At 35.4% G+C, this 13,077-nt stretch carries 12 protein-coding genes; 3 read left to right on the forward strand and 9 right to left on the reverse strand.

Features of this window, described 5'->3' with window-relative positions; all coding sequences use genetic code 11:
* Window position 1: 1 nt before the first annotated feature.
* From HRU49_RS00300 to HRU49_RS00315, 4 genes are all read right to left on the reverse strand, one after another.
* Window positions 2-1,144 carry a Gfo/Idh/MocA family oxidoreductase gene (locus HRU49_RS00300; RefSeq protein ID WP_296352952.1) on the reverse strand — a complete coding sequence of 381 codons (1,143 nt, stop codon included), beginning with the start codon at window positions 1,142-1,144 and terminating at the stop codon, window positions 2-4.
* Window positions 1,145-1,149: 5 nt separating this feature from the next.
* The gene (locus HRU49_RS00305; RefSeq protein ID WP_296352954.1) at window positions 1,150-2,379 is read right to left on the reverse strand and encodes a nucleoside permease; all 1,230 of its coding nucleotides are present in this window, start codon (window positions 2,377-2,379) and stop codon (window positions 1,150-1,152) included.
* A 13-nt stretch (window positions 2,380-2,392) separates the two neighbouring features.
* Window positions 2,393-3,355, reverse strand: coding sequence for a sugar phosphate isomerase/epimerase family protein (locus tag HRU49_RS00310; RefSeq protein WP_296352956.1), 963 nt, complete (start codon window positions 3,353-3,355; stop codon window positions 2,393-2,395).
* Between the two features lie 90 nt (window positions 3,356-3,445).
* Window positions 3,446-4,489 (reverse strand): AraC family transcriptional regulator, encoded by a 1,044-nt coding sequence (locus tag HRU49_RS00315; RefSeq protein ID WP_296352959.1) that lies wholly within the window; start codon window positions 4,487-4,489, stop codon window positions 3,446-3,448.
* Between the two features lie 141 nt (window positions 4,490-4,630).
* Here HRU49_RS00315 and HRU49_RS00320 point away from each other — a divergent pair, with 141 nt between their 5' ends.
* The 3 genes from HRU49_RS00320 to HRU49_RS00330 are packed head-to-tail and all read left to right on the forward strand — an operon-like array spanning window position 4,631 to window position 7,785.
* Window positions 4,631-6,349 carry a GMC family oxidoreductase gene (locus HRU49_RS00320; protein ID WP_296352961.1) on the forward strand — a complete coding sequence of 573 codons (1,719 nt, stop codon included), beginning with the start codon at window positions 4,631-4,633 and terminating at the stop codon, window positions 6,347-6,349.
* 11 nt (window positions 6,350-6,360) lie between these two features.
* Window positions 6,361-7,005: a gluconate 2-dehydrogenase subunit 3 family protein gene (locus HRU49_RS00325; protein WP_296352963.1), complete on the forward strand. Its 645-nt coding sequence runs from the start codon at window positions 6,361-6,363 to the stop codon at window positions 7,003-7,005.
* A gap of 3 nt (window positions 7,006-7,008) precedes the next feature.
* Complete coding sequence (locus tag HRU49_RS00330; RefSeq protein ID WP_296352965.1) at window positions 7,009-7,785, forward strand: DUF1080 domain-containing protein; 777 nt, start codon at window positions 7,009-7,011, stop codon at window positions 7,783-7,785.
* A 3-nt stretch (window positions 7,786-7,788) separates the two neighbouring features.
* On the opposite strand, the gene azu is transcribed toward HRU49_RS00330, so the two are convergent.
* The 5 genes from azu to HRU49_RS00355 all read right to left on the reverse strand — a co-directional run.
* Window positions 7,789-8,304, reverse strand: a complete 516-nt coding sequence (gene azu / locus HRU49_RS00335) for an azurin (RefSeq protein WP_296352967.1) — start codon at window positions 8,302-8,304, stop codon at window positions 7,789-7,791.
* A gap of 57 nt (window positions 8,305-8,361) precedes the next feature.
* On the reverse strand, window positions 8,362-9,852 hold the full coding sequence (gene glpK / locus HRU49_RS00340; protein ID WP_296352969.1) for a glycerol kinase GlpK: 1,491 nt from the start codon (window positions 9,850-9,852) through the stop codon (window positions 8,362-8,364).
* 5 nt (window positions 9,853-9,857) lie between these two features.
* Window positions 9,858-11,432 carry a glycerol-3-phosphate dehydrogenase/oxidase gene (locus tag HRU49_RS00345; protein ID WP_296352972.1) on the reverse strand — a complete coding sequence of 525 codons (1,575 nt, stop codon included), beginning with the start codon at window positions 11,430-11,432 and terminating at the stop codon, window positions 9,858-9,860.
* A 36-nt stretch (window positions 11,433-11,468) separates the two neighbouring features.
* Entirely contained in the window at window positions 11,469-12,626 is a 1,158-nt protein-coding gene (locus HRU49_RS00350; RefSeq protein WP_296352974.1) for an MFS transporter, read from the reverse strand.
* Between the two features lie 8 nt (window positions 12,627-12,634).
* On the reverse strand, window positions 12,635-13,077 hold a 443-nt coding region (locus HRU49_RS00355), incomplete at its 5' end, for a trehalase family glycosidase (RefSeq protein WP_296352976.1).

The raw sequence follows: 13,077 nt of genomic DNA on the forward strand, positions 1-13,077 counted from the left end.
TTTATTGTTTATCAATTTCAACCCAAACATTTCCTTTTTTATGAGATTCCACCGCCTTTTCAATAAAATCCATACCTCTAAGACCATCAATAACCGTTGGGAATTCTCCATGATCGTAGTTTTCATTTCTTATGGCTCTTGCAACACCTTTATAAATATTACCCATTGAATCAAAGATTCCTTCAGGATGACCTGGTGGTAATTTAGTCCCTTCTAGAGATAAGTCACTATTATAACCATGACCTGGTTTTAGTACTCTCAATGGATGACCATCTTCTAATAAATAAAGGTAATTAGGGTTTTCCTGTTCCCACTTTAATCCAGCTTTATCACCATAAATTTGAACTGTGAAATTATTTTCTTCACCTGTTGCAATTTGACTTGCTCTTATCACTCCTTTAACATCATTATCACAATGAATTAAAACTGTTCCGTCAATATCCATCTGATTATCTTCATAGAGATAATTTAAATCTGCTAAAATTGAGTTTACTCTTAGTCCAGACATATATTCTACCATGTCAAAGGCATGCGTGCCAATATCACCAATGCAACAACTGATACCAGATTTTTCAGGGTCTAATCTCCATGTATTTTTACGTTTGTCTTTATCATGAATGATCGGATTTATCCATCCTTGATAATATTGTGCATCAATCTTCTGTACGTTGCCTATATCACCATTGGCAATCATATGGCGCATTTGCCTTACCATAGGATAACCGGTGTACGTATAGGTAACAGCAAATACCGTATTTGTTTTTTTAAGAATTTCGTGAAGAATTTTCGCCTCTTCGTAGGTGGTTGTCATAGGCTTTTCACAGATGACATTAAACCCATTTTCTAATAGCTTTTTGGCCATTGGAAAATGAAGAAAATTAGGTGTTAAGATAGATACTACTTCCATACGCTTATCCTCAGGAAGCGCTAATTCTCTTTCTATTAGAGTGTCTAAATCCTTATAAACTTGATCCGTCGGAATTCCGATCTGGTTTGCAAATTTTATACTTTCCTCTATAGAAGGATTAAAAGATCCTCCTACGAGTTGAAATCTATCAAACATTGAGGAGGCTACACGATGTAATACTCCAATTAGGGAGTCTCCTCCACCCCCTAAAATCCCAAGTCTTATTTTACTACTCATAAAAATTATGAATCTTTATATTCTACTTTTTCGTTTTTAAATAAAAATGCAAATAGTGCTAAAACTACCACCGCAAAAATTGCTGGGAAAATCCAAATATCCTTCCAGCTATGTACTCCTTCACTTATTAAGTTTTTATCTACTATTTGACCTGCAATCCAAAACCCTATTAACATTCCTAATCCATAAGTAGCTAATGTTATTAGCCCTTGAGCTGCACTTTTTACTTTTTCACCTGCCTTCGAATCTGTATAAATTTGTCCTGACACAAAAAAGAAATCATAGCAGATACCATGTAATGCAATACCAACAATTAACATAAAGGCACCTTCATCTGCATTACCAAAAGCAAATAGCGAATAACGCAGTGCCCAGGCAATCATACCAACCATTAACGTTTTTTTGAATCCAAATTTTGTAAAAAACCAAGGTAATAACAACATAAATAGCACCTCAGAAACCTGTCCAATAGTCATTTTTCCTGTGGCATTTTCTACATTTATTTCTGTTAAAAACTGATTAGCATGTTGATAATAAAAAGCCAATGGAATACATATTAAGATAGAGGACACAAAGAACATCAGGAAATTTCTGTTTTTTAGAAGTTTAAGTGCATCTAATCCTAAAATATCACTTACCGTGACCTTATCACCCTTACCCTTTGGAGGAGTTTTCGGCAATGAAAAACTAAATATCCCTAAAACAGCCGAGGCTACAGCTGTCATTAAGAAGGTATTCCTCAGCATTCCGTCAGCAATACCAGCCTCAGAATCCCAAGCAAAAACATAGGATATGCCTAATCCTGCAACTATCCAGCCTATAGTACCCCAAACTCTAATTAATGAAAATTGCTTAGTTGGATCAGTCATTTGATTAAAGGCAACCGAATTTACCAATGCCAAGGTTGGCATGTACGCGATCATATACCCTAAAACGTATGGAAAAAACACTGAAAAATCTGTCGCTACGCTTAATTGATACATTAAAAAAGCACCTATCAAATGAAGCACACCGAGTATTCGTTCTGCATTAAAGAAGCGATCTGCAATTAAACCTATTATAAAAGGTGCAATTATAGCACCCCAGGATTGTGTTCCATAAGCTAAGGCCAAGTCGCCCCCTGAGGCATTAAGTGTATTTCCTAAATAGGTTCCCATTGTTACAAACCAGCCTCCCCAAATAAAAAATTCAAGGAACATCATAAATGATAACTGAAATTTTACATATGATTTCATGCTTTCTACATTTTTATTTTAATTCTTTTGCTGATTTTAAAAGCAGCTCTTTAGTAGCTAAAATACCTGCTTTCTCTGGCAAGCTCCCTTCAAACTCAACACCGATATGACCAGTATATCCAGCATCTTTTACAATTTGCAATATTCTTTGATAATCGAGGGTAGTTTCATTGCCATTTTCATCAAAAGCGTAAGACTTTGCACTAACTGCCTTTGCCATTGGCATTAACAATTCAATCCCTTTATATTTATCTGAATACTCTTCTTCACATTCACCCCACTTCTCACCATCTTTTCGCTTAACACACCAATTTCCAAAATCTGGAAGCGTTCCACAATTAGCCATATTCACAACCTTTAAGGCTGCAACTAATTTGTCTGCATCAGATGATAACCATCCGTGGTTTTCGCACAATACATTAATATTTTTTGTTGCTGCGTATGCCGATAATTTTTTTAAACCGTCCACGACAGCATCATGCCATATTTCTGGATCATTGGTGCCAAATGTGTTCACTCGGATTGAATGGCAGCCTAAAGCTGCAGCTGCGTCTATCCATTTTTTGTGTAGCTCAACTGCTTCATCACGTTTTGCTTCGTCTGGATCGGCTAGATCACCTTCATTATCAACCATTATTAAAATATTCTTTTGGTTGTATTTTTTACTTTCTTCTGCCAATTTTGCTACTAAAGAATCTACTCCATGCTCATCATAAAACGGCTTGTATAATTGGCTTACATATTCTAAACCATCAAAACCAAGTGAATCTGAAATTTTCGCAAAATCAAATGGATCCATTCCTTGAAATCTAACATTTTTATTCAATGACCATTGGGCTAAGGATAACTTAAAAAATGGTTGTTTGTTCATTTCGGTGGACACTTCTTTTTGGGTTACTTCTTCTTTTTTATCGTCTTTACAGCTTTGAGCAACAAGCAATAAAATAATAATTGGAATACTTAATAATCGTTTCATGAAATTAATATAGTTAGTTATTGAAATGTAATGTAAATAATAATACGGCTACTATTGTTTACTTTTATTCAGTGAAAGAATTTAAACAAATTAAATTTCTGGATATGCCGTTAAAGACTTCTCAATAGTATTCAATTTTCTGTATTCATTTGGAGAGCATTTTTCATGCTTTTTAAAAACCGTCGAAAAATACTGACTCGTGGTAAAACCACACGAATATGCAACATCACTAACGGTTAAATTTTCATGCTCTAATAGTATCTTTTTAGACATTTCTAAACGACGCATAGTAAGGTATCGCATTGGTGTTAAATTTGTCAATTGTTTACAATGATGCGTAAATCTTGTTAATCCAACACCAGCACTTTTAGACATGCGCTCAATAGTCCAATCTTCAGATAGATTTTTATCCAGTTCTTTCAAAAAATATTGCACACTTCTAGAACTGTCAATTAAGGACTCGTTGAGTTCGATATTTTGTGTCTTAAGAAGGTCTAAAATCAATATCAACACGTAGTTAACTAACAACCTTATCCTAGAGGCATTGCTCCCTTTGTCGTCTGAATTTACAGCGACTTGAATTCGTTTAAAACAATCCCGCATCCGTTGATCAGTCTTTAAAATCGACTGTTCGTTTTGTCTTAAAAATGTGGTCAATTGTCCTAAATCATCCTTTGTGAGGGTTATCCACGATGGCCAAACCCAATCTTGATGAGGACGCCTAACTCCTAAGTCTAATATTACCCAATAAAACTTACCCATTCCTATATTTGGATTACCAACTTTGTGTGCCTCCCAAGGTCTTGTTATTGTTAGATGATTTGGAGTTAAAACAACCTCCTTATTTTCTTGAGAGTAAGGCATAGTTCCAGACTCTAAAAAATGAAATTCAATACCTTCATTTCGATGCCAATCTAAACCCCAATCTTGTGGTTCATTTGCATCCCAATATCCGATACTATTTAATCCTAAAGTATTGTCATCTAAACGATCCCCTGGATAGGTATGCCTAGCTAATGCTTTAAACTTAATTTTCTTTCTATGATAAGCATCAATTAAAGGCAAGCATGTATCGGCATGATAAACCACACCATCTGCTTCATATGGCTCAATTTCTTGTATATTTACTTTCACTGAAAAAATTTAAACATTTATAATGAGCAAAATAGGTAATTTTCTTTTTTTAAAGAATTTATTTGATAATTAATAAACTTTTCTCAACTTTATTAAGAATTAATTATCAATTTTATCACAATACTGATTAACTAAGTTATTATGAGCAATATGAAAGTAGATACGACAGAATTTGATGCCATAGTTGTAGGCACTGGAATTTCTGGTGGATGGGCTGCAAAGGAGCTATGTGAGAAAGGCTTAAAAACCCTTGTTCTTGAACGTGGTAGAATGGTAAAACACAGGGAAGATTACCCAACTGCTAATCTAGATCCTTGGGATTTACCAAATGGCGGTAGACCAAGCGCTGAAACACAAAGGAGAAAGTTTAAACAAAATAGAACCGGCTACACAACGCATGAAGCACGTCAGCATTTCTTTGTAGATGATCTTAAACATCCTTATAACGAAGAACGTCGTTTTGATTGGATGCGTGGCTATCATGTAGGTGGTCGTTCACTTATGTGGGGAAGACAAAGCTACAGATTAAGCGATATGGATTTTGAAGCCAATAAGAACGAAGGTATTGCTGTAGATTGGCCTGTACGTTATAAGGATATTGAGCCATGGTACGATTATGTAGAGGATTATATCGGAGTTAGTGGTGAGAATTTAGGCTTAGAGCATTTCCCAGATCAGAAATTACTCAAACCTATGAATCTCAATTGTGTTGAGGAACATCTAAAAGAAGAAATCGCTTCTAATTATGATGACGGTCGTGTTTTAACCATAGGTCGTACAGCTCATATTACTGAAGGTACAAAACCAGGTGATGGTCGTAGTACTTGTCAATACCGTAATAGATGTATGCGCGGTTGTCCATATGGTGCCTATTTTAGTAGTAATTCATCTACATTACCAGCGGCAGAGGCAACTGGCAATATGACTTTGAGACCGAATTCTATTGCCTACGAAGTTATTTATGATGACACGACTAAGCAGGCAACTGGGGTAAAAATCATTGATGCTGAGACTAAAGAAAAAATTGAATACAAAGCAAAAATTATCTTTTTATGTGCCTCTGCTATTGCATCTACAGCCATTTTGTTACAATCGAAATCCGAACGATTCCCTAATGGTTTAGGTAATGATAGTGGAGAATTAGGTCATAACTTAATGGATCATCATTTTCATGTAGGAGCGGTTGGAGATGCAGAAGGTTTTGATGATAAATATACGAAAGGACGTAGAGCTAATGGTATTTATATTCCAAGATTTAGAAATACTGGTGGAAAAACCAATACCGATAAATTTCTGCGCGGTTACGGTTACCAAGGCGGTGCCTCTAGAGGAGATTTTTCTGAGCAAATTGCTGAGCTAAAATATGGTCCAGAATTAAAAAATGAAATACTGAAACCTGGCAAATGGCAAATGAATTTGTTAGCATTTGGTGAAGCATTACCAGACCATAAGAACAGATTGTATCTCGATTATGATAAGTTGGATGAATGGGGATTACCAACAGTGACTTTTGACGCTGCCTTTGGTGAAAATGAGATTGCAATGCGAGAAGACATGAAAAACCAAGCCGTTGAAATGCTTGAAAAAGCAGGCTTTAAAAATGTGATTGGCTATGACAACAGAGAGCGTTTTGCAATGGGCTTAGGTATCCATGAAATGGGTACTGCCAGAATGGGTCACAACCCAGATACATCCGTTTTAAATAAGTGGAACCAAGTACATGCGTGCACGAATGTTTATGTAACAGACGGATCTTTCATGACCTCTGCTGCATGTCATAACCCATCATTAGGCTACATGGCCTTTACAGCCAGAGCTGTAGATCATGCCGTAAATGAATTTAATAAAAACAATGCGTAATCCTTATTATAATGAATAGAAGAGAAGCACTTAAAAATTTAGGTTTAGCAACAGGATTTGTAGTTGTAACACCATCACTGATAAGTTTGTTACAAAGCTGCAATTCTGCTCCGGAAGGATGGCAACCTGTATTCTTTAACACAGATGAAACGACCTTTGTAAGTAGTATTGTAGATATTATTATTCCAAAAACAGAGGATTTACCTTCTGCTTCAGAACTCAATGTTATTGAATTTATAGATAAATATGTTGCTGAAGTTTTAGATGAACAAGAGCAAAAACATATGCGTGAAACATTAGCTGAAATCCTTAATAATTTGAAAGGTGGTGCAGAAAATTTAGATAAAAAAACATCGGACGATTATAAAGCTATTCTTGACAAATATATGCTAGTTAAAGGAGAAATAGATGAAGAACGAGAAGCCAATCCTCCAAAACCGTGGGTAGATCATACTAATGTTATTAACGGTACAAAAGACTATCTTAAACCGACTAAAAACGAAGTTCTGAATAATCTAAAATGGTTAACCATAAATGCCTACAGAACAAATGAACAGATAGGTGAAAATGTGATGCCATATGACCCGATACCTGCACAATACACATGTGGTGATCTGCAAGAGTTAACAGGAGGAAAAGCTTGGTCACTCTCATAGAATATGCTAAGAATTAAGTCGCAGTATTTGTTCACTATTTTTATTCTTTTGGTACTTTTTAGTTGTCAAAAAGCCGAACCAAAAGAACAATGGATATCCCTGTTTAATGGAAAAAATCTTGATGGTTGGCATGTAAAGATTAATGGATTTGAACTAGGCGATAATGCTTTCAATACATTTAGGGTTAGGGATAATTCTATTGTTGTAAACTACGATAATTACTCAAACTTTAAAGATTATTATGGTCATATATTTTACAAAGACTCGTTTTCTAATTATCGTTTGAAATTTCAATACAGATTTATCGGTTCTCAAGCTCCTGGCGGACAGGCTTGGGCTACTAAAAATAGCGGTGTAATGTTGCATTGCCAATCTCCTCAAAGCATGGGAATAAATCAAAGTTTTCCTGTATCTCTTGAAACTCAATTACTAGGTGGTATTGATGAGGGAGTTGAAAGACCAACAGCAAATCTGTGTACTCCAGGCATCCACGTTACTTTAAATAATAAATTTGAAACCACACATTGTATCAATTCTTCTTCTAAAACGTTTTACGATGAGCAGTGGATAGACATAGAAGTTGAAGTTTATAATGACTCTCTAATAAAGCATTTTGTAAATGGCAAAGAAGTAATAGCGTATTCAAATCCAGTAATTGGTGGCGAATACAATACGTTATTGGATAAAGAAGGGGATAAAGTAAAAGGTGGCTTTATCTCTTTTCAGAGCGAAAGCCACCCAATAGAATTTAAAAATATTCTGTTGCTAAATTTAGATTAGCAATTATTCTACAATAAATTTTCCTTGCATCAGTGCGAAGTGCGCTGGGAAACTACAGATAAAATCATATTCACCCACGTCTGGGGCATCAAACTCGATCGTTGTTATCTGTCCACCACCAATCATTTCTGTATGTGCAATTACCTCATCTGTACCATCTGGAATATAACCATTATCTTTTGCTGTTGCCGCTTTTGCCGCAAAAGCAGCTTTATCGGTGCCCTTTTTCAAAATAACGATGTTATGTCCCATAATGTTAACATCCATTTTTCCGCTATGCTTTAAAGTAAGCTTAACTTTTTGACCAGCTTTTACCCGCAATTCTTTTTTGTCAAATTGCATATTATCATCCCCTACTATACCTAAAACAGCAGTTTTGCCATCTTTTTTTACTTCTTTTTCAGTCTTGTAGTCGTACAAAGAATTTTCTTTTTTTTCCTCTTCCTTACCACCACAGTTAAACAGTATAAAACTTAGTACTGTTATTGCTATTATGCCGCGATTAAAATACTTTTTCATGTTGAAATAATTAATAAAATAAAGAATTTTAAATATACAAATTAAGTTAAGAATGAACTATTCCACTGTCCAATTTTTGCTTCTTTTTACAGCTTTATGCCATTGTGATATTAATTGAAGTTGCTTTTGCGTATTTGTGTTTGGTAAAAACGTTTTATCCTTTTGCCATTGCCTACGAATTTCCCTTTTATTCTTGTAAATCCCTACTGCCAAACCTGCAAGATAAGCAGCACCTAAAGCTGTTGTTTCTAAATTAGTAGGTCTTACAACATTACATTCAAAAATATCAGACTGAATTTGTAACAATAAATCATTTGCAGAGGCACCTCCATCTACCCGTAGCTCTTTTAAATGCATATTAGAATCGTTCTCCATGGCTTTAACAATATCGTAAACTTGAAGCGCAATTCCTTCTAAAGTAGCTCGTGCAATATGAGATTTTGTGGTGCCTCGAGATATTCCTAATATACTTCCACGAGCATAAGGATCCCAATATGGTGCTCCTAATCCAGTAAATGCAGGTACCACAATTAAACCATCACTATCTTCAACCTGATTGGCTAAAGCTTCTATATCTTTAGCATTATCAATAAGATCAAGACCATCTCTTAACCACTGAACCGCAGCTCCGCCAACAAATACACTACCCTCTAAGGCATATTGTGTTTTTCCATTTATTTGCCAAGCTATGGTCGTTAGAAGCTGGTTCTGAGACATTACAGGTTTCTTACCTGTATTCATGAGTAGGAAGCATCCTGTGCCATAGGTGTTTTTAACCATACCTTTTTTTGTGCAAAGTTGACCAAATAAAGCGGCTTGCTGGTCACCAGCAATTCCAGCAATCGGAATATCACAATCAAACAGTTTTGTTTGACCATATATTTCGGATGATGATTTTACCTCTGGAAGCATGCTTTCAGGTATTTCAAAAAGCTCCAAAAGCTCTTTGTCCCACTCCAGATTATGAATATTAAAAATCATTGTTCTTGAGGCATTACTAACGTCAGTAACATAAACTTTTCCTTGTGTTAGCTTATAAATTAACCAAGTATCTACTGTACCAAAACACAATTTATCATCTTTAGCTAATGTTTTTGCCTCTGGAATATTATCCAAGATCCACTTGATTTTTGAAGCCGAGAAATACGCATCAATGATTAGTCCAGTTTTTTCTTGTATGAGCTCTTCGTAACCTTTTGCCTTAAGCTCATCACACCAAGACGCCGTTCTTCGATCTTGCCATACGATGGCATTATAAATAGGTTCGCCAGTTTGTTTATTCCAAACAATTGTAGTCTCCCTTTGATTGGTTATTCCTATTGCAGCAATGTCATTTACATCAATTTCCTTTGAGGATAAAACTTTGTTAATTGTAGACAGTTGTGATTCCCATATTGCACTTGGATTGTGTTCTACCCAACCATTCTTTGGAAATATTTGTTCAAAATCTTGCTGAGCAACACTTAACCTATTCCCAGAAGCATCAAAAACAATTGATCTACTTGACGTTGTACCTTGATCTAAAGCTAAAATATAATCTCTTGCCATATTTGTTATATTAAATATACCGACGCTAGGTCTTTAAAACTTTTTATTTGATCTTGTTTCCAGCTGTCGGTTCTACCCAACTCGCTTTGAAGAATTGTTGCAACATTGTCTGCTGCTTGTATTGCAGCTTTTGCATCGAGAAATAGTAATCGCATTCTTCTAGCTAGTACATCTTCGACCGTTCTTGCCATTTCATGTCTCGCTGCCCAAATAACTTGTCCCTTAGAAAAATTATAATCAGGATGAATTGCCTCTTTATAAGCTTTATCAGTTGCTATAAAAGTTTCTAAGTCAGCAGCATCACTTCCATAATACCAAAGTTCGCTATTTACATTTGCTTTTGCATCTTCTGATAAATTTCCATGAATTTCAAGAGTTTTAGTTTTGGCTTCAACTTTTGGAAGACTATATAAATTAATAGCCTCGTTGACAACATCCTCACTCATTTCTCTGTATGTGGTCCATTTTCCACCAACAATTGTTAGCAATCCACTTTCGGATTGAATGATTTTATGTCCTCTAGAAATCTCCTTGGTATTGCTCTTATCGCCTTCTGGTGCAACTAACGGTCTTAACCCAGAAAACACACAAAGTACATCTTCTCTCGTTGGCTTTTTGGTAAGATATTCAGAAGCATTATCCAAAATAAAATCTATCTCTTCTTCTAAAGGTTTTGGCTCGTAACTTGGTTTTTTAATTGGTGTATCTGTTGTACCTACTACAATTTTATTATGCCAAGGAATAGCAAATAAAACTCTACCGTCACTTGTTTTTGGAACCATTAAAGCTGTTGACCCTTGTAAAAAGTGCTTATCTAAAACGAGATGAATACCTTGACTTGGTACGATTTTAAGTCCCTTTTTCTTTCGGCCCGCCAGCTTCAAAATTTTATTTGAAAACACACCTGTTGCATTAATAACAACCCTAGATGCTACTTTTAAGTGTTCGCCAGTCTCTCTATCTTCAACCTCTACACCATTAATAAATCCCGCTTCATTGAGCAGCATATTTACAACTTTACAATGATTAAGAATTACTGCTTCAGATTCAGCAGCAGTTTGCGCTAGATTTAGAGCAAGTCTTGCGTCATCGAATTGACCATCAAAATAAATAACACCTCCATGAAGACCTTGGTGGTTTAGATTCGATATTTTGGAACTTGCAGATTTAGCTGAAACTACTTTTGAACGACCAATTGATAGTCGTTTTGATAACAAGTCATAGATCGTTAAACCTATACCGTAATAATATTTATGCCACCATTGATAACTCGGAATTAAGAATTGTTGCCTTTTAAATAAATGTCCTGCATTTTTTTCTAAAAGACCTCGTTCTCTTAGTGCTTCTGTAACTAATTTTATATTTCCCTGAGCTAAATAACGCACGCCTCCATGCACTAATTTTGTACTTCTGCTCGAAGTGCCTTTTGCAAAATCATGAGATTCAAACAATGCCACTTTAAACCCTCTAGAAGCGGCATCAACAGCTATACCAAGACCACTAGCCCCGCCACCAATAACAACGATATCAAACTCAGATGTTGATTTTAATTGTTTTAACTGAAAATCCCTTGTAAACATAAATAAGCTTTTGGTAGTTAATCCTAGAAAAGCTCTCTATTTTTTTAATTTAAATGCCGATACAATTACAGCTGAGCTTGTAAGACATAATAAGAAGACAAAACTCATCTTAAGATTAAAACTGTCAGAAATATAACCCAAAATTATTGGTCCAAGTAAAAATCCGAGAAAACCTACACCAGAAACGAACGAAATGCTTTTCGAAGCGGATATTTTTTCTGCTGTTCCTGCAATTCTTAAAAGTTCTGGAATTATAACTGACAGACCTAAGCCTATAATTCCGAATCCAATGACGCTAGAAATAAGACCTTCTAGAAGTACAAAAAGGTAACCAACTGATGCTAAAACACAACCCAAAATTACAATTCTTGCAGACCCTATTTTTGCACTTATACCGTCACCAAAGAAACGTCCAACCGTCATCATAATTGAAAACAAGGTAAAGCCAATACCTGCTAAACTTTCTGAATTGACATTGACAACTTCGGTTAAATAAATTGAACTCCAATGTTCTATCGCTCCTTCATTTCCCATGATAACCATGGCTAAAAAGCCTAAAATAAATAATGGCTTCAATTTCCGTAATGGAAGTTTTACGTTTTCTTCTGATTCTTGTTGCGCTTCTTCAATTTTGAAATACTGCTTATATAACAGAATATTGGTGACAATAACAAATATTGTCATGGTTAAAACATGATAAAATGGGACCTTAAAAACACCTATTAAAATAGATCCTATTAATGCACCTATTGCACCACCCAAACTAAAAAAGCCATGAGCTGCCGACATGAAATTTACATTGTCTTTACGTTCAATTTCAGACACAACGGTATTCATAGCAATGTCTGTTAAACCTGAAAAAACTCCTACTATAAATAAAGCTACGCAAAGTAAAGTATAACTTGGAGCAATGAGTGGCCCTATAAAGGCAATACTAAAAATACAAATCCCAAAGAATGTACTTCTTCCGAGTCCAACCTTATTGGTAATTATTGGAACAATAGGAATAAAAAATAACAAACCAAGTGCTAAACAAAAGAGTGCAAACCCTATTTGAGCGTCATCTAACTGTAATTTTTCTTTAACCTGAGGAATATATAATACCCAAGTCCCAATCATAATATTTAAAGAACTAAATACCCAAACAATTGAGAAATAGCGCTTATTAGTTAGAATGAGCTTAAGTGATTTCATTTTAATGATTAAAAAATTGAATTTGGCGACTTCAATTCATTTAAAGCGTCTCTATACTTAGATTCTAACAAAGTAAGCCCATATTGATACGAAGCATTCATCCAACCGAATCCCTCTTGAGTCATATATTCAAACTGAGTCCCTACATTACCATACTCAGCAAATACCTTATGCGTTGCTGCTACGACATCGTACTTTTCAGGAATGGTACCATTATAGTCTACGGCATTACGTGTTATCATAAACAACCAACGATATACGAGCTCTTGTAACTCAGTATTAAACCCATAGTTCTTAAGTCCACGCCATATTAACATTTGGTGTGGTGCCCACCCATTAGGATAATCCCATTGACGTTGAACAGCGCCCCTAGGTAAATTAGCATTCATGACGCGAGATGTACCAGCAATTCCACCTTCTTCTTTCAAATCTTCCATCATGGTGCTTACCA

Source organism: Winogradskyella sp. (assembly GCF_013213975.1).
In the GTDB taxonomy this organism is placed as follows: domain Bacteria; phylum Bacteroidota; class Bacteroidia; order Flavobacteriales; family Flavobacteriaceae; genus Winogradskyella.